This is a genomic window from Coleofasciculus sp. G2-EDA-02 (genome assembly GCF_040226375.1).
In the GTDB taxonomy this organism is placed as follows: Bacteria; Cyanobacteriota; Cyanobacteriia; order Cyanobacteriales; family Coleofasciculaceae; genus Coleofasciculus.
This window is the reverse complement of the sequence record NZ_JAVKEW010000250.1, coordinates 22,026-40,259: the sequence shown is the minus strand read 5'-3', so window position 1 is coordinate 40,259 and position 18,234 is coordinate 22,026. Positions and strand designations below refer to the sequence as shown.

At 45.9% G+C, this 18,234-nt stretch carries 12 protein-coding genes; 10 read left to right on the top strand and 2 right to left on the bottom strand.

Annotation, left to right across the window (positions count from 1 at the left end):
- Positions 1–143 precede the first annotated feature (143 nt).
- Both RLO19_RS29115 and RLO19_RS29110 read right to left on the bottom strand, forming a co-directional pair.
- Complete coding sequence (locus RLO19_RS29115) at positions 144–725, bottom strand: PEP-CTERM sorting domain-containing protein (protein WP_446361002.1); 582 nt, start codon at positions 723–725, stop codon at positions 144–146.
- 134 nt (positions 726–859) lie between these two features.
- The gene (locus RLO19_RS29110; protein WP_446361000.1) at positions 860–985 is read right to left on the bottom strand and encodes a hypothetical protein; all 126 of its coding nucleotides are present in this window, start codon (positions 983–985) and stop codon (positions 860–862) included.
- A gap of 315 nt (positions 986–1,300) precedes the next feature.
- On the opposite strand from RLO19_RS29110, the gene RLO19_RS29105 reads away from it, so the two are divergent.
- The 10 genes from RLO19_RS29105 (at position 1,301) to RLO19_RS29060 (ending at position 18,128) form a co-directional block, all read left to right on the top strand.
- A complete protein-coding gene (locus RLO19_RS29105) occupies positions 1,301–2,074 on the top strand; it encodes a peroxiredoxin-like family protein (RefSeq protein ID WP_446360998.1) in 774 nt (257 codons plus the stop codon).
- A 144-nt stretch (positions 2,075–2,218) separates the two neighbouring features.
- Positions 2,219–5,038, top strand: a complete 2,820-nt coding sequence (locus tag RLO19_RS29100) for a two-partner secretion domain-containing protein (protein WP_446360996.1) — start codon at positions 2,219–2,221, stop codon at positions 5,036–5,038.
- Between the two features lie 296 nt (positions 5,039–5,334).
- The gene (locus RLO19_RS29095; protein ID WP_446360994.1) at positions 5,335–8,178 is read left to right on the top strand and encodes a CHAT domain-containing protein; all 2,844 of its coding nucleotides are present in this window, start codon (positions 5,335–5,337) and stop codon (positions 8,176–8,178) included.
- Positions 8,179–8,535: 357 nt separating this feature from the next.
- A complete protein-coding gene (locus tag RLO19_RS29090) occupies positions 8,536–9,159 on the top strand; it encodes a DUF928 domain-containing protein (RefSeq protein ID WP_446360992.1) in 624 nt (207 codons plus the stop codon).
- A gap of 592 nt (positions 9,160–9,751) precedes the next feature.
- The gene (locus RLO19_RS29085; RefSeq protein ID WP_446360990.1) at positions 9,752–11,104 is read left to right on the top strand and encodes a pentapeptide repeat-containing protein; all 1,353 of its coding nucleotides are present in this window, start codon (positions 9,752–9,754) and stop codon (positions 11,102–11,104) included.
- Positions 11,105–11,206: 102 nt separating this feature from the next.
- Complete coding sequence (gene crtD / locus RLO19_RS29080; RefSeq protein ID WP_446360988.1) at positions 11,207–12,718, top strand: C-3',4' desaturase CrtD; 1,512 nt, start codon at positions 11,207–11,209, stop codon at positions 12,716–12,718.
- A 274-nt stretch (positions 12,719–12,992) separates the two neighbouring features.
- Complete coding sequence (locus RLO19_RS29075; protein WP_446360986.1) at positions 12,993–13,937, top strand: Hpt domain-containing protein; 945 nt, start codon at positions 12,993–12,995, stop codon at positions 13,935–13,937.
- Positions 13,938–14,188: 251 nt separating this feature from the next.
- Entirely contained in the window at positions 14,189–16,897 is a 2,709-nt protein-coding gene (locus tag RLO19_RS29070; RefSeq protein ID WP_446360984.1) for an AAA-like domain-containing protein, read from the top strand.
- A 226-nt stretch (positions 16,898–17,123) separates the two neighbouring features.
- Positions 17,124–17,387, top strand: a complete 264-nt coding sequence (locus RLO19_RS29065) for a ParB N-terminal domain-containing protein (RefSeq protein ID WP_446360982.1) — start codon at positions 17,124–17,126, stop codon at positions 17,385–17,387.
- Between the two features lie 252 nt (positions 17,388–17,639).
- Positions 17,640–18,128, top strand: a complete 489-nt coding sequence (locus RLO19_RS29060; protein WP_006106596.1) for a Dps family protein — start codon at positions 17,640–17,642, stop codon at positions 18,126–18,128.
- Positions 18,129–18,234 lie beyond the last annotated feature (106 nt).

Genomic DNA, 18,234 nt, shown 5'->3' with positions numbered 1-18,234 from the left:
TGATAATTGACAATTGATTAATTGGGTCTAAGACCTCTTCGTTTACGAAGAAATTAAAAAAGATTTTCCTTAATTTCAATCCTCTTCTTTTAAGGAGAGGTCATTATCCATTGTTCATTATCCATTGTCAATTTGTGAACGCTCTACGCTTGCTTTTTCTTCAGGATTGAACCGGCACCCATTGCACCGAATGCCAATACACCCAAAACAGAAGCAGGCTCTGGTACTGATGTTTTGGCACTAACTGTAATCTCCCCAGAATTTCGATCTAATTGAATTGAAGTGGCTATTTGATCTACATCCTGACGCAATTGCAAGAAGCTACCAATCTCTCCCGAGAAGAATTGTTCTCCGATTACGCCCGTACCCCCTCCTACATCAAAAGCACCAAACAGGGTTTGAGTCGAAGTATCAAAATTAAATTTGAAAAAAGGAGATTCAGATACTCCGTCAGTCACCGTATTAAAAGACTGGAGCGGATTGTTGTCTGGATCGAAGAAAGAAACCATTAAGGATTGTAGGTTGTTCGTCGCTCCAGCACCACTTTCAGAAATAATGGTTGGAGCTGTGGTTTCGTCGTAGCTGAACATCCCCTTTGCTGAATAACCCGTATCCCCCTGCCAATTAAAGTTGAACGAGATCGCTTGGGCTTGTTGAGCGATCGCCATCGATAAAGCCGCCGAAGTCGCAGCGGTAACGGCAATTTTTGTGAAAATGTTTTGCATGACTTTAATTCAAATGGTGCTGTAAACTGAAAAATATACTATGGATTACTTTATTCCGTCAATGCCAAGGAGTCAAGTAAAGATTTGATGAAGTTGCGGTCAAACTAGGAAGTTTTGTGAATCGATAATTAATCTCAAGTTAACCTGGCGGGTTCGATGGGCTGGCAGGGTAAACGCATATTGTCAATAAGCAGGGTTTCTAGCACAATAACTCGGCACCCATCTGTAACTAAACCCGCCCCGATGTAGAGACGTAGCATGCTACGTCTGTACTGTTTGGTTTATCCGTAGACTCCCGGCTACGAACTCAACATCAAACACCCGACCTTTTATTTGCAAATTTTATATCCCGATGACCCGCTTATTTGTATTTCCTGCTTCGTGGATTACAGAGGCTTGAGGTTGAAAAACCAATACTAGCAAAAAACCTAATGCAGCAAGAGGAACTAATTTCTCTAGAATTTTTTTCATAGTTGTGGCAGTTTACCTGAAAAGGAAGCAGTCAAGCCCGATTATATATCAGTCATTGTTATCATTAGCACAACAATCTTTACTCATCACAGTTTTAGCCTAATATGAATCCCTACGCTATTATTCATCAAACTCAACGCCAACGAGTCAGGGATGGTATGACGCGATCGCTCCTGGAAAACTGCGAGAATACCCCCCGCATCCTGGTACTCGTTTGCTCTCAACTTGGTGACTTTGACAGCCTCGAATACGCCTTCTGGTTACAGCGAGAGGCTGAACAGTTGCATGCTAAGGGAATCGCCATTCGCGCTGTGGGGATTGGCAATCTCGATTCAGGAAAACAGTTTTGTCACTATACCGGATTTCCGGCTGAGTGGTTGTTTGTTGATCCAGAGGCTCAATTGCATCGTCAGCTTAACCTTTATCCGGGGTTGAATTTTAAACTTCCTGGACTTTCTAGCACTCAAACGGCTTGGCTCAACTTACTATTAATGTGTGCGGGTATTGGTAGCCCAGGTACACTGGCTGAAGTGTTTCGCGGTTATCGGGGCGATCGCAACGCCCCTCAGCTGATTGGCGATGAGGAAATCATCAAAGCGAAACCCTTACCCCCTCTCAAAGGCTCATTTTTTCAATTCGCTGGGGGAAGTGGATATCAGCGCCCCTTTGAACTAGCTACCTTGAGACTACGGAATATGGTGGAAGTTTTGGGCAATTGGAAAACCTATGTTCCAAATCCCGCCTATATGACACAGCGAGGTGCCACATTCTTATTTGATGCAGACGGTAACGTATTGTATGAACATCGCGATCGCGCAATTCTCGGCTTTGCTGCCAACATGAGCCGCCCCTTATCATTTTTATATGAAAATTGGTGATTGAGTAAGAAAGAAAGTTTTATGTAGGGGCGGGTTTTACTATTATCATTTTTTACCTCACCCAGATGTAACTAAACCCGCCCCGATGTAGAGACGTAGCATGCTACGTCTGGAACAGTTCCTCTTCACAGATATAACCTAATCATGAACTATTGTTTTCCCAAACAAAAACATCATATCCTCTGGATTCCTAGCAATATTATCCTCACCCTTCTCACCCTTCTCACCCTCATCAGCGCAACCAATGCCGAAATAATCCCCGACACAGATAATTTTTCAACCAACACCAACGTTACCAATGGTGTAATTCAAGGAGGAATCAGAGTCGGAAATTCTCTCTTACACAGTTTTGATGAATTTTCTATTCCGACAAATTCACAAGCCGTCTTTAAACTAAACACCCCAAATCTAGACATAGAAACCATTATCAGCCGCGTCACGGGTGACAAGATATCCCTGATTGATGGCATCATTGGTGCGGATGGCACAGCTAACCTAGTGCTGATTAATCCCAACGGAATTATATTTGGTGCCAATGCTCAACTCAATATCGGTGGCTCTTTCTTAGCCAGTACCGCCAACAGTGTTATCTTTCCTGATGGCAGTGAATTCAGCACCACCAATCCCCAATCACCGCCCCTTTTAACCATTAATGTACCAATTGGCTTGCAGTTTGGTTCCAATCCGTCGCCGATTATTCATCAAACAAATAGTAACTTATCAGTAAACCCCGGTCAAACCTTGGCACTTGTGGGCGGAAATTTATCATTAAATGGAGCAAATATAACAGCAGCGCAAGGGCGAATTGAATTGGGGAGTGTGGCGAGTTCGGGACGAGTTAATCTGACTCCTATAACCACAGGTTTTGCCTTGGACTATTCAGATATACAACAGTTTGGCAATATTGACTTAAGCAATGCTACAGCCGTCAATACCAGTGATTTAGGTGCTGGTGGTGGTGGCAAAATTCGGGTGCAGGGGGGACAAGTCACCCTGACTCAAGGCTCAAACCTAGTGGCAGAAACCTTCGGCGATATAAACGGCGGCGGAATTGATATTCAGGCAAATCAGGTGAAACTGCAACAAGGTGCCTTTGCGTCTACCTCTACATTTGGTACAGGTGCAGGAGGTGATTTGACCATTCAAGCTAACCGAGTGGATGTGATTGGTACAACTCCTTCACAACTCGCACAACAGCTTCTATCCGGAACCTTTGACCCATTTAATTTGAGTAATGGTTTATTTAGTTTTAGTGGTGGAGAGGGTAATGCTGGACATTTAACCCTTGAAACCAATCAATTGATTGTACAAAATGGCGCGACTCTCCTCACCACAGCCTTTGCAGAGGGGAATGGTGGTGACTTAATTTTAAACGTTTCAGAGTTCGCAGATTTAACCCGTGGGTCTCTCTTACTGACCGGAACTACGGCGAAAGGAAACGCCGGGGATTTCCAAATTACCGCGAATCAGTTGCGAGTGCTAGAGGGTACATCATTAAGTACCACACCTAGCGCGATGAGTCAAGGTCAAGGGGGGAATTTAACTGTAACGGCTGAATTCGTGGAACTGAGAGGAACCCCCGCCAACGCTGTTGTTCCCGGCGGTTTGTTCACAACGACTCTGGGTGCAGGGGATGCTGGTGATTTTATCCTGAATACAGGTCAACTCATTGTTGCTGATGGGTCACAAATCTCAGCTGCTGCGGCGGGTGGGGGACGAGGGGGAAATCTCCGGGTTAACGCCGATACGGTGGAATTGAGGGGTGTTTCTGCTGATGGTCAGTTTTTGAGTGGTTTGTTTACCTCGTCATCGCTGTTAACCGTAGCAGGACAAAGGGGAACAGCACCCGCTGGAGATTTAATGATTAACACGCGCCGCTTAAGTGTGCGGGATGGCGCTCAAATTTCCGCCGCTACAGGGAGTGCAGGTACAGCCGGAAGCTTAAATATCAATGCTTCTGAATCAGTCACAGTGGCGGGTGGGGCGACGGGTGTTGCTCCCGCTGTCGAACGAGTCTCCTTTGGCATTATTGGGGATGGTATCGTACCGAGTGCGATTGAAGCCAATACCAGTGGTGCAGGCGGTGCTGGGGATTTGCAGATTCAAACCGGACAGTTAAATGTGTGGGATGGCGCAGAAGTTGGCGTCAGGGGGACAGCATCGGGTGCTGCTGGTAATTTGGATATCACAGCCGATTCGATTTGGCTGGATAATCAAGGGGGAATTAGTGCAGCTACGGTGGCGGGGACAGGGGGAAATATTCGACTCGAAGCATCGAATGTGCTACTGCGGCGCAATAGTCGGATTACGACGAATACAGAGAACAGTGATGGGGGTAATATAACAATCGATACCAATACTCTAGTCGCGATCGATAATAGTGATATCACCGCTAATGCTCGTCAAGGTCGAGGCGGTCGTGTTAGTATTACGGCTCAGGGTATTTTTGGCATTCAGTTTCGGGATGAACTTACCCCAGATAGCGATATCACCGCCACATCAGATTTAGGACCAGAATTTAATGGTCTGGTGACTTTAAATATTCAGGGGATTGACCCGAATCGGGGATTAGTTCAGTTACCGGAAAATTTTACTCAACCCAGTAATCAAATTGCCACAGGTTGTGTCGCTGAAACAGGAAATTCCTTTGTCATGACTGGACGAGGTGGACTACCCGAAGACCCCAGCCAAATTTTACGCGGTCGAACCCTTTGGCAAGATTTGCGTTCTCTGAATTTGGATGAAGAAAATCTGGGAGAGACGGGACCTGCAGAGAATCGACAGCAATTCCCATCGACAAGAGAGGAAATACATCCAGAGAAAAACCTGATTTCTCACCACTCTTCTATTGTGGAAGCTCAAGGATGGGTGATTGATGCAGATGGCAATGTCGAACTGGTGGCTGATATGCCTAATAATAGACTGAGGAGGCTAGAGTCATCCAGAACATCTCATTGTTATTAAATAAAACATCTTGCTCGCTGCTAATACCTAATTTAAATGCCTGACAGCTTATCCGAGTTGTCATGGCGATTAAAATCGCTGCTACGCAAACTTGCGTCCGCCTGCGCGGACTGGATTAGAAAGGGGATATTAAACCGGATTTGGTATTACTCAAAACTTTTCATCCTTTCCCTCAGATCATGTCCAGCTTTATTGTTCGCCTATAATACCCATAGTTATTGGTACAGCAGCATTAAAAGCATTACCCTTCTACCCCCTCACCAAGATGCAATGACAATGCTATTGGATTTGATATTATGACATTGTTGCCCCGCATCAGACTGAAAACAGTTATAAGGCGATCGCGAACTCAAACAATAGCGTCAGTCTCCTCACGGCTCAAGGCTTTCAGTCGCTGTATCGGGTTAGGATTACTCACATTGTTCCTGATAACGTGGGTTTTTCCCACCCAAGCGCAGTATCCGCCGATACCGCTTACAGAACTAACTCAGACTCAATTGTTGAATAGGGAACAGGGAATAGGAAACAAAGAACAGGGGGATTTGAACTCAGCTCAGGAGGATGACAATGCTTTAACTCAACTTGAACAAGGCAAAGCTCTCTACGCGGCGGGGCATTTTTGGCAAGCGATTACCGTTTGGCAACAGGCGATGCAAGCTTATCAAGATCGAGGCGATCGCATCCACCATGCCCTGAGTTTAAGTTATCTCTCCTTAGCCTATCAAGAATTGGGACAATGGCAGGAGGCGGAACAAACGATTACCCAAAGCCTAAATCTAGTGGCTAATCTCCTCAAACCCACCCGCAATCATCAACGCCTTCTCGCCCAACTTCTGAATACTCAAGCCAGTCTCCATTATGCACAAGGACAAATGGAAGCGGCTTTAGAAACGTGGAAACAGGCAGAACAGGCGTATCAAGAGGCGGGTGATCAAACGGGTGTATTCGGGAGCCAAATTAACCAAGCGCAAGTCTTACAAGCATTGGGACTCTATCGGCGATCGCAGATTACCTTAGAGCGAGTGAAAACCCAGCTCCAAACTCAACCCGATTCCTTACTCAAAGCCGCCGGATTACGGAGTCTGGGCGTTGCGTTGCAAGTGGTGGGTAATCTAGAGGAATCACAACAGGTTTTGCAGCAAAGTTTGGCAATAACTCAGGGTTTCGATGCAATAGCTGACCAAAGTGCGACGCTATTTAGCCTAGGAAATACAGCGAGAGCGCAACAAGACTTTGAAGATGCGATCGCCTATTATCAACAAGCCGCCTCAACAGCAACCACCCCTCTGACTCAAGTTGAAGCCCAACTCAACCAACTCAGCATGCTGATTGAAACCCAAAATTGGACAGACGCCCAAACCTTAGTCCCCCAAATTCAAGCTGAATTATCTAATTTACCCCGAAATCGGGCGGCGGTTTATGCTCAAGTGAATTTCGCCGAAAGCTTAATGAAAATGGGAAGCCATGTAGAGACGTTGCATGTAACGTCTGGGAGCCAATCTGTAGGGGCGGGTTTGACTGATAACCTTACCCAAGAAACCGCTAACTTGACTAAACCCGCCCTACCTAGGGAACAGGGTATAGTATCTCAATCTCCACCCAATTTTACCGGCGCTAAAGCGCAACTACAAACGATCGCACAATTATTAGCCAGAGCGATTCAACAAGCCAGACAGCTTAATGATAAGAGATCTGAATCTTACGCCCTCGGTCAATTGGGACATCTTTATATGCAGACACAGCAGTGGTTAGAGGCGCAAAGGTTAACTGAGGAAGCATTAAGTTTGGCGCAAGGAATACAAGCCACTGAAATCGCCTATCGTTGGCAATGGCAATTGAGTCAGATACTCCAATACCAAGGTAATCTGACAGGCGCGATCGCGGCAAATCGGGAAGCGGTTTATACCCTGCAATCCTTACGCAGTGATTTGATGGCGATTAATCCTGATGTGCAATTTTCCTTTCGGGAAACCGTTGAACCCATTTATCGGAATTTAGTGGAATTGCTCTTAAGCAATCAGCCCACACCAGAACAGCTCAAAGCAGGGCGTGAAACCATTGAATCCCTAAGATTGGCGGAATTGGAGAACTTCTTTCGGGAAGTCTGTTGGCAAGTTCAACGCCAAACCATTGATCAGATTGATCCCCAAGCTTCAGTCATTTACCCGATTATTTTACCGAATCATTTTGCCGTTATTGTCTCCCTACCCGGAAAACCCCTGCGCTATTTCCAAACGGAGTTAGCTCAAACTCAAATAGATAGTACCATTGAGCAACTCCTACAAGCCTTAAATCCAGCTTGGTCAAACAGAGAACGGTTACGCCTTTCCCAACAACTTTATGATTGGTTAATCCGACCGATTGAGACTCAGTTAAGGGAGAATGAGATTAAAACCCTCGTCTTTGTGTTGGATGGTGCTTTACGGAATTTGCCCATGGCGGCGCTTTATGATGGACAGCAGTATCTGATCGAGAACTATAATATTGCTCTATCCCTAGGATTACAACTAATCGAGCCGCGATCGCTCTCCCCCAAGCAACTAAAAACCTTAACGGCTGGACTTAGCGAGGCGCGGGATGGTTTTCCGGCTCTCCCCGCAGTGGAGTTGGAAGTGCAAAGCATCGCCGCACAAATTCCTTCGACTATCCTCCTGAATCAACAGTTTACCCCTCAAACTCTGCAAGAGCAAATTGAGGCGAATCCATTCCCAGTGGTTCACTTAGCGACTCATGGACAGTTTAGCTCCAAAGCAGAGAACACCTTTCTACTCACTTGGAATGGTCGCATCAAGGTGAAAGATTTGGATCAACTCCTGCAAGTCAGACAGCGACAGGATACCAACCCGATTGAACTCCTTGTCCTCAGCGCTTGCCAAACGGCGACAGGGGACAAGCGAGCGGCTTTGGGACTTGCGGGATTAGCCGTGCGATCGGGCGCTCGTAGTACCCTAGCAACGTTGTGGTCAGTTAATGATGAATCGACAGCTCAGTTAATGGTTGAATTTTATCGACAACTTACCCAATCTCAAGTCAGTAAAGCCCAAGCTCTGCGTCAGGCTCAACTTACTCTCCTACGTCAATCTAATTATCAGCATCCCTTTTACTGGGCGCCCTTTGTCTTAGTCGGAAACTGGCTTTGACTCAAAGCTTTTGCCCTGTTGTCGATTACCTGATATTTACAAAAGTAAAGAATGTATGTTATTAGGTACGGCTCATTGAACGTTATGATACGATACTGGGTGTTAAATAATAATAAGGGGTGTGACCCCACACTCCAACATAAAAACTAACTGTTACAAGGGGTGACACATCCAGGGTGGTAGGTACTCTCTAATCCTTCAGTTGCTCTACTAGGGAATTGGTATGCTCAAAAACAAATAGACAAATTGTAATGAGTTTAGTATAATATCAATCTTATTTGTCTGTCTTTTATGGGATGCCGCTTAAAATCCCTGTGATGCACTACAGCTCATTCTTCTTCACGAGGGTTTTTTATCATGGCTTGGAAACATACACCTCAACCTCTGGCACTCGTGTCAGTCAGTCTTTTCATGAAGCTTCTACTGGTTGGTAATTTACCAGTACCATTACATGCTCAAACGATACCCCTGTCTCACACAGCCAGTGTGACCTTTATTCCTCAAAGGCAAGGAACCCCCAGAGATTCAGCCGGGGGAGCCTCGCGAGATGGTGGTGTATGTCCCAATGACATAGGTAATCTGGGAACATCAGTTACGCCCTTTGAGTTAGCTACAAATCACGGATTTACGGTGGCGGAACGTCCCACATTTTTTGTTTACATCCCACCAACAGTCGCTCAAGACGCTGTATTTCTTCTCAAGGATGAAACAGAAGATTATTTCTACAAAAAAACCCTATCACTTCCTAAGCAGAGAGGTTTAGTCAGCTTTAAACTGCCCCTTGATGCACCAACCCTGGAAATTGGCAAGACGTATCAGTGGTCGTTTTTGCTAATTTGCGGACAATCCCTGAGACCTGATAGTCCTAAAGTAGAAGGGAAAATTCAGCGCATTCAACCTGACCCCGCCTTACTCAGCAAGCTTCAGCAATGGTCTCCTGTGGATAGAGCGGCTTTTTATGGAGAGGAAACTATTCAGTAGAGCGCCCCTTGGTGTCACCACCTTTCGCGGGAGCAGGTCACGATTGTAGGGGCGCACGCTCCGTGCATTGGTGTCAGCTTAAGCGCTAAAAGCAGGGTTTGTAGAGACGTGCCATGGCACGTCTGGGAGCAAGAGAATACTCTTGCCGATTGCTCTTTCTCCTATAATAGCTTAGGGAGCAAGCAACACGCCCCAGTTTGTGTCGAACTGCTCGAAACAATAATTGGCATTTGAATTCAGAATTTATAAACCTATCGTAGGGGCGGGTTTAGGGACTCAATTTAGCGTCTTACCCATAACTGAACAACAAAACCCGCCCTTTATTTAATTGTGCTTTTGAACCTAACCTGTCCAATGGTTCTATCTATTTTAAACATTCCCCGCCTGTATGTCGGTGGGTTGCGGTGGATATTCTATTGAAAGGTTATTGCCTCCGTTAAAATTTTAAAGGCTAAAGCCCCTACTACGAACCCAACCTATTCCACAATTTTAGGTGGGTCTACGCCACTACAAGATTGAGTAACTTTTCCAAGACAATTTAGAATGGCTATACTAAATACCTATCTACATGAAATCTTCTATGCGTTTATCCATGATTAAAACCCTCGGTATAGCCACAAGCTTAACCAAGATTGCCCTATTTATCCTGCTGTGTCTGTGCAATTCCGTGCAAGCCGCCAAGGATCAAGATGTGGAAAAGCTATTAGATGAAGGAGAATGTCCAACTTGTAATCTGCAAGAGGTACGTTTGAGGAGGCGGAATCTCAGAGGATTTAACCTTGAAGGCGCTAACTTAGTCGAAGCCGATTTAAGAGAAGCTGATTTACAGGAAGCCCGACTTTCGGGAGCAAATTTAGAGGATGCGGATCTCAGAAATGCTAAACTCGCTAACGCTAATTTATTTCGTGCCAAACTCCTTAAAGTTGATCTACAAGAAGCAAATTTAGAAGCGGCTAATCTCCAAAATGCGAATTTACAGTTTGCAGATTTGCGGAAAGCTAACCTGATGAATGCTTCATTACAGAATGCCAATCTGACTCTTGCCAATTTACAGGAAACGGATTTAAGACATGCTAAATTAGCCAATGCGTCTCTAGAAGGTGCCAATCTCAGTGACGCTAATTTAGAGGGAACTTCTTTAAGAGGGGTAAACCTCAAAGGCGCTAACTTAGAGAATACCAAGTTGTTTCGCACCGATTTAAGAGGAACCCAATTTAATAGTCAAACTATCCTGGATGACAAATGGTTATTCGTTTGGGAGTTAGTTAATCAAGGAATAGCCGGACAAGCCTTAGCGGGGGCGGATTTGTCCGGTGCGAATTTAGAAGGGTTGAATCTGGAAAATGGGAATTTAGAAAATTCCAATTTATCCGAAGCCTATTTATTTATCATTAATTTACGGGGTGCTAATCTTCAAGGGACTCAGTTAACTAATACTGAATTGCGCTATGCTGACCTGAGCAATGCCAATTTAACTAATGCCAACTTAAGAAATGCCGAACTGGGAAATGTTAATTTAGCCGGAGCCAATCTAGAAAATGCTAACCTGAGAACTGCCAAAATCAATGAAGAGACTACCCTTGACCCCAAATGGCGGCTGGTTTGGGAAATTGTCAATCAAGGGGCTGAGGAACGTCAATTGCGGGGGGCTAACTTATTTAATGCTGATTTAAGCGGAGCAAATTTCCGCAATGTAAATCTGAGTGGTGCTAGCCTGTATAATTCTGACCTTCGAGACACGAATTTTGCCGAAGCAACCTTGTTTCAAGCCGATTTAAGTAACGCTAATTTAGCGGGGGCAAATTTGGAGAAGGCGAATCTACAAGAGGCGAACCTGAGAGGCGCTAATCTAGAGGGGGCAAATCTTAGCCAAGCCAACCTCTGTGATGCCATTATGCCCGATGGGACACAACAATCGTGTGATTCGCCCCTACAACCCCGATAATCTCAATTTAACAATAGGCGAAAAGCAGACACCATAAATTTTACAGCCTTGTGCCTTGTGCCTTTTAGATTAAAATATATTAAGTAATGTAAAGCCATAATCATGACCAGCGTTTCCACAGGAAAAACCCATCGCGTCGTTGTCATTGGTGCAGGAATTGGGGGTCTAACGGCTGGTGCGCTCCTTGCCCGTCGAGGTTACTCGGTGTTAGTCCTCGACCAAGCGTTTGTTCCTGGCGGATGTGCCTCTACATTTAAGCGTCGCGGCTTTACCTTTGATGTGGGGGCGACGCAAGTGGCAGGTTTAGAACCGGGTGGTATTCATCAGCGAATTTTTGAGGAGTTAGAAATTGATTTACCCGCCGCGACTCCCTGTGACCCCGGTTGTGCTGTATTTCTCCCTGGCGAAACCGAACCGATTAACGTTTGGCGTGACCCAGAAAAATGGGCAAAGGAACGGAAACGACAATTTCCGGGGAGTGAACCCTTCTGGCAACTGATGAGTACTTTATTCAATGCCAGTTGGAGATTTCAATCCCGTGATCCCGTATTACCCCCACGAAATCTCTGGGATTTGTGGCAATTAACCTCGGCGGTGCGTCCAGATACGTTGATTACGCTACCGTTTACGTTTATGACGGTGGGAGATGCATTGCGGGGCTATCGACTCTATGACAATCAGCGATTGAGAACCTTTCTGGATTTACAGCTAAAGCTTTATTCCCAAGTCAATGCCGATGACACCGCTTTACTCTATGCTGCAACTGCCCTCGGCGTTTCCCAAGCCCCCCAAGGACTGTTTCACCTCAAAGGGAGTATGCAGGTGTTGAGCGATCGCCTAGTTGCCGCGTTGGAGAAATGGGGTGGTAAACTGCTGATGCGCCATACCGTAGAACAGATTCAGGTTTGTGAGGGCAAGGTTATGGGCGTAACGGTGAGAAATCAGAAAACGGGGCAAGTTTGGACAGAATCAGCCGATGAAGTGGTGGCAAATGTCACCGCACAAAACTTGGTCAAGTTACTGGGAAATCAAGCGCCCAAGGGTTATCAGTATCGCGTCGATAAATTACCAAAAGCATCGGGTGCCTTTGTCATTTATCTGGGTGTTGACCAAAGGTCTATTCCTGTAGGTTGTCCGCCTCACCTGCAATTTCTCTACGATTACGACGGTGAGATTGGCGAAAATAACTCCCTATTTGTCTCGGTGAGTAAACCTGGTGATGGTCGTGCTCCAGACGGCAAAGCCACGATTATTGCCTCCTCGTTCACCGATACTCGGATGTGGTGGCAAGGTTCTCAGGAGGATTATGAGCACTTAAAACAAAACTATACCCAAGAGGCGATCGCACGGCTAGGTCAGTACTTTGACTTAACCCCTGAAACCATTATCCACCAAGAAACCGCAACACCCCGAACCTTTGCTTATTACACTCGACGCCATCAAGGAATCGTCGGCGGGATTGGTCAGCGAGTTCCGACATTCGGTCCGTTTGGCTTTGCCACTCGCACCCCCATCAATCACTTATGGTTAGTGGGAGATTCCACCCATCCCGGTGAAGGCACCGCTGGAGTTAGCTACTCAGCGCTTACGGCTGTGCGGCAAATTGAAGGTTGATGGGTCATTCGTCATTAGACAGGGAACAGGGAACAGGGAATTCAAGAGCAGCTTCTGGTTCTATATCATTGGGCAACAGAGAAGATCCTCCCTTGCCCTTGTGCCTCCTGATCCCTAAATTTGGAAAGATTCTTTAGCTGGTTTCAGGTACTCTAAAGAAAGAGTTTAACAGAATTGGGGTTTTTTCTTTGTTGGCTGCGTATAACTATTGGTATTATTTGGTTGGGTTGTAGGTCTTGTATATACATAGTTGTTTGGATTAGGGAAAACTGCCGTGGATGGGGGGAATCAGCAACGAATCTTAGGTTATTTCATCGAAGAGGCGAAAGAACACCTAGACACTCTCGAACAAGGGTTATTGAATGTGCAGCAGACTGCCCAAGACCCAGAGATGGTCAATGAGATGTTTCGTGCGGCTCATTCGGTCAAAGGGGGGGCGGCGATGCTTGGCTTTAGCAGTCTACAAAAAGTTGCCCACCGCTTAGAGGATTGTTTGAAGATTCTCAAAGAACATCCAGTTAAGCTTGATCGTCATGTCGAGAGTTTATTCTTACAAGGCTACGACACTCTCAAAGACCTCATCGAACAACTCCAAAGACCTTTTGGTCTGCGGGATGATGAAGCCGATAAAATGGTGCAAGCCGCCGAACCGACGTTCAAGGAATTGCAGGCGTACCTGGAACGGTTAGTTGGTGGTGGTGCACCAAAAACTGCCGCCCCAGCACAACCTGCAAGGGGTGCATCCAAAGCGGCGGGTCAAGCACCTGAGAACTTTTCTGCTCAGGTGACAGGTATCCTCAAGCAAATGTTGCAGCTATTCAAACAATCAGAAACACCCGCCAATCGTCAAAAGCTGCAAGAGCATTGCCATAAGCTAGCGAAACTCGCCCAAACGGTTGAACCGTGGCAACTTTTGGTGAAAAATGCTTCTGATGCGATCGCGAATTCGCAAAATTCGTTCCACTCTCTAGCACCTATCGTTATTAAAGAACTCAAACAAGCTAGCGATCAAGTCCAACAAGGAAAAGAGAATGCTCTAAAGGCAAGTCCGGCGTTACAGAAATTGGCGACAGCTACCCCCAGCCAAGGCGGTGCTAAACAGATTACGATTACTGTAGAACCCAAAGAGGCGGCTCGCGCGATCGTCAAAGCCTTTGATAAACGCCAACTCACTCAACTGACTAAATTACTTGTCCAAGCAACTCGCGCCCCTTTGTGACCTAACTTTTCACGGGAAGCCTAGAAACCTGCGAATCGGGGCGGGCGCGAGTCACATCCCTTGTGCAACCGAAGAATAGTAGTGAAAGTGAGCCCCTATACCCACGCCATTGCCAGAGTTGTTTTCTCAGGCTTGCCCACATAAACTCAATCGATCCACAAATAGTTTACGCTGAGGGGTGTAACCCCTTTTTTTAGTACTTCGCTCTACCCGGTCTCCTACCGATGCAGCGTTTTGCCAGGGCATTGACTATGAATACCACCTTAGCCTACAACTACCAATTTGGCGGATGCCTCCCCGCCGATTCTCCCACTTATGTGTGGCGACAAGCCGATGTTGAACTCTACGACGGGTTAAAGGCTGGGAATTTCTGCTATGTCCTCAACTCCCGACAGATGGGGAAGTCTAGCTTAAGGGTGCAAACCATGCGCCGCTTACAAAAGGAAGGATTTGCTTGTGCGGCGATTGACTTGACTAAGATTGGTTGCCAAAATCTGACCCCAGAGCAATGGTATGCTGGCTTAGTCCGTCGCTTGGTGATTAGTTTCGATCTCACCCAACAATTTAACTTACGTCGATGGTGGCGCGATCGCGATTTACTCTCTCCCGTACAACGCTTCAGTGAGTTCATTGAACGAATCCTACTGCCGGCGATTCCCCAACGGATTGTTATTTTTGTCGATGAAATTGATAGTGTTCTCAGTTTAAACTTTCGCGTCGATGACTTTTTAGCCGCGATTCGCGCCTGTTATGATAGTCGCGCCGATTATCCCGCCTACCAACGCCTCACATTTGCCCTATTGGGTGTCGCGACTCCCTCGGAGTTAATGCAAGATAAAAATAGCACCCCGTTTAATATTGGTCGGGCAATTGAATTGACAGGCTTTCAATTACATGAATGTTTACCGTTAGCCCAGGGATTAGCCGCCAAAGTTAACTATTCCCCCGCCATCATCCAAGAAATATTAACCTGGACTGGTGGTAAACCCTTTCTGACTCAAAAGCTGTGTCAGATTGTCCTCCACCAAGCCGAACTCTCTCTTCCCACCAAGATTCCCCAGGATAAATCCCAGATTGGCGCGTGGATTGAACATAATGTGCGATCGCACATTATTAAAAACTGGGAAGCCAAAGATGAACCGGAACACCTGAAAACCATCCGCGATCGCCTTTGTCGCTGCACTACCCGCGATCGCCTATTGCTTAACCGTTCCAGCACCCGTCAGCTATTAACACTCTACCAGCAAATTCTCGACCAAGGAGAAATCCCCGCCGATAATAGCCCGGAACAACGAGAATTACGCCTATCAGGATTAGTGGTGAAACAGCCAATCGGACAGAAGTACGCCCTGCCTGTTCTGAGAGTCTATAACCGCATCTATGAATCTATTTTTAATCAGGATTGGGTGAGAAGAGTCCTAGATAATCTTCGTCCTTATCACTGTGCCATGACAGCTTGGTTTGCCAGTGGATGTCAGAATGAGTCCTATTTGTTGAACCGAAACCAATTACAAGAAGCCTTGGCTTGGGCAAAGGGGAAACGCTTAACTCTAAAGGAATACCAGTTCCTAAGTACCAGCCGTCAGCAAGCTATCGCCAGTTCTGATCAGGGAAACCGCGACACCCAAAAGCAATTAAATACAACATCTAAAGTACAACGAACTCCACAACCTACCCCTCCAGAATTATCGCCAACGTCTGTTCCTCGTTCTTTAAGTGCCGACGAGCAGATATTATATGATCATTTGCTCTATTGGATACAACGAGAATCTCCTCAGCAACTCATCGAACGCTTTGATCAATTATTTATTAAAGCAAAAAACTACTCTGAACCTGATATTATCGCTGCCTTCCACCGAATTATCCTCGCCAATCCCCGCCATCAAGACTTTACCCATATTCTCAATCGTTGCTGCCATATCCTGATCAACCGTTGGCAAATGCAAGCTAATCAAGATCATGCGATCGCGCAATTGGTAGCATTATTTGAAAAACCCTTCCAACCTAGGGCAATTAGGGCAGCGTCGGGACTATCAAAGCGATTGCGACAACTCCTGGGAGAATTTACTCAAAGTGAAGACTATCAAACCCTACAACGTTTAGTCAAAGTTGTTGATCACACCGCAAATGTCGATCGCCAAGACTCCAATCCCGCTTTAGGGCAATTGATTTGTCGATATCCCTATTTATACACCCACGCCTTACTCAGTTCCGATAGTTCCTACGAACACCAGCAAACTATCCGCCACATTCAAACTCAACGTCAGTGGCAATTAGAAATGAACCTCTCTCAATATGTCACTTATTTGATCCGGCGAGTGCGACTGGCGTCCAGTAAAACCCCCACCCCAGACACCACTCTGGTTCAACCTGTACCCAATCCTACCCTGTTAAGCGATCGCGAACTCTACTTAGCCCTGAAGCAGTTTATGGGCAAAGTTGAAGGGGCTTATACCTACCGAGACTTAGCCCAAAGTTTCCTCAAGCAAAGTAATCAAACGCCCTCCTATCGTGCCTTTAAAGCCGATTTATATGAATACCTAACAGCAGCAATTGAACCGGCTTATGGAAAACATCAATTCAATCAGCGTTTGGCTCAACACCTCAAAAACACCTTACCCGATAGCGACTCTAAGAAAATTAACGACTTTTTACTGCTGAGAACCTGTAGCCAATTACTGAGCTTCTTAGTCAGCAGCCCTCAGCATCCCAATCACTATCTCTTTGTCGATTTAATTTCTAATATTGGACCGATTCGCACAACCGGATTATTGCTGAAAATCATTCTTCTGTGTAGTAAAGTTAAGCCCGATTTAGAAAAGCGATTTTCGATTTTATTCACTCACTACGAACGTCAAACCATCAATGATATTTTTTGGTTAGTTCAATCTTTAGAAAACCTCAATGTTGCCTTTTTTGTTAATTTTGGCAATATGGATTTGTCTCGGATTCAAAAATAATTGTCATTCGTCCTTTGCCCTTAGAATTATGGTACTCCGTAGGGGCGGGTTTAGTCACATCTGGGTGAAAACCGTCCCGTTAATGGTAAAACCCGCCCCTACATACAGACGCGCCATGGCACGTCTCTACATGACTCCCCCATACTCCATCTCTAAGTTGCAAGTCGAACTCATAACGAGTATGATTTATAGGTAAACATTTAAGAGCAGAGGTGTTACTGGCACGATGGTAGAGGTTCGAGAAATTCCGCTACAGCAAATCCGTCGTCCCCTTCCCCGCGAAAATGATGCCAATAAGGTACTAGAGTTGATGAAATCCATCCAGGAAGAGGGATTAAAAGAACCCATTGATGTACTCGAAGTTGATGGAGAGTATTACGGATTCTCTGGGTGTCATCGCTTTGAGGCACATCAGCGCCTAGGTAAAGAAACGATTAAATGCCGGGTTCGCCGCGCCCCTCGCGCCGTATTGATGCGACATTTAGCCTAAGAAGCGTCATTTTTGTTGGATGAGGACAGTTCATCCTTTAGGACGATCTGTAACAGATAGCTCATTGTTTAAGATTGACAGTTGGTGTGGGAAAAATAGTTCCAGATGCCTTGGGCAACGGGGTAAAGGGTGTAGTCGTTCATTCAAAGAAAGCGTCACACTGGCTAATTGATTTCCGTGAAACTCTGTGAAATAAGGAACTATACCAGCTTTTCTGTTAACGTTATTTTTGGAGCCAATTAGGAGACCACTATGCAAACTGCTGATAAATCTGCGCCTGTCAATATTGGTATTTCAGAACAAGACCGCAAAGAGATTGCTGAAGGACTCTCTCGCCTGCTAGCTGATACCTATACCCTTTACCTAAAAACACATTACTTCCACTGGAATGTAACCGGACCGATGTTCCACTCGCTACATAATATGTTTGAGACCGAGTACACTGAACTAGCTGTAGCGGTGGATGATATTGCCGAACGGATTCGCACCATTGGTTATCCAGCGCCCGGTAGTTATAGCGAATTTGCCGAACTCTCTTCCATTCCAGAAACCCGTGGTGTTCCGGAAGCCACAGAAATGGTACGTTTACTGGTAGAAGCAAATGAAGCCGTGGTAAGAACGGCGCGGGAGGCGTTTCCGGCGGCTGAACGGGCGAATGATGAGTCTTCTGTTGACCTGTTAACTGAACGGATGCGGACTCATGAGAAAACCGCTTGGATGCTGCGGAGTATGCTGAAGTAATCGGTCATTGTTAAAGAGGTTGTCGGTTGGGTTATTGCGACAGGGTAGGCGTAGCCTTCTTGTCAATTAACCCACCATTTTTTTTCATCCGCATCTGTATCTAAGT

Bases quoted from the DNA above. Each gene is read 5' to 3' on its own strand.
- RLO19_RS29110 (WP_446361000.1), bottom strand. From the start codon at position 985: ATGCTACGTCTCTACATCGGGGCGGGTTTAGTTACAGATGGGTGCCGA.
- RLO19_RS29100 (WP_446360996.1), top strand. From the start codon at position 2,219: ATGAACTATTGTTTTCCCAAACAAAAACATCATATCCTCTGGATTCCT.
- RLO19_RS29060 (WP_006106596.1), top strand. From the start codon at position 17,640: ATGCAAACTGCTGATAAATCTGCGCCTGTCAATATTGGTATTTCAGAA.
- RLO19_RS29085 (WP_446360990.1), top strand. From the start codon at position 9,752: ATGATTAAAACCCTCGGTATAGCCACAAGCTTAACCAAGATTGCCCTA.
- RLO19_RS29105 (WP_446360998.1), top strand. From the start codon at position 1,301: ATGAATCCCTACGCTATTATTCATCAAACTCAACGCCAACGAGTCAGG.
- RLO19_RS29095 (WP_446360994.1), top strand. From the start codon at position 5,335: ATGACATTGTTGCCCCGCATCAGACTGAAAACAGTTATAAGGCGATCG.
- RLO19_RS29065 (WP_446360982.1), top strand. From the start codon at position 17,124: ATGGTAGAGGTTCGAGAAATTCCGCTACAGCAAATCCGTCGTCCCCTT.
- RLO19_RS29115 (WP_446361002.1), bottom strand. From the start codon at position 725: ATGCAAAACATTTTCACAAAAATTGCCGTTACCGCTGCGACTTCGGCG.
- RLO19_RS29090 (WP_446360992.1), top strand. From the start codon at position 8,536: ATGGCTTGGAAACATACACCTCAACCTCTGGCACTCGTGTCAGTCAGT.
- crtD (WP_446360988.1), top strand. From the start codon at position 11,207: ATGACCAGCGTTTCCACAGGAAAAACCCATCGCGTCGTTGTCATTGGT.
- RLO19_RS29070 (WP_446360984.1), top strand. From the start codon at position 14,189: ATGAATACCACCTTAGCCTACAACTACCAATTTGGCGGATGCCTCCCC.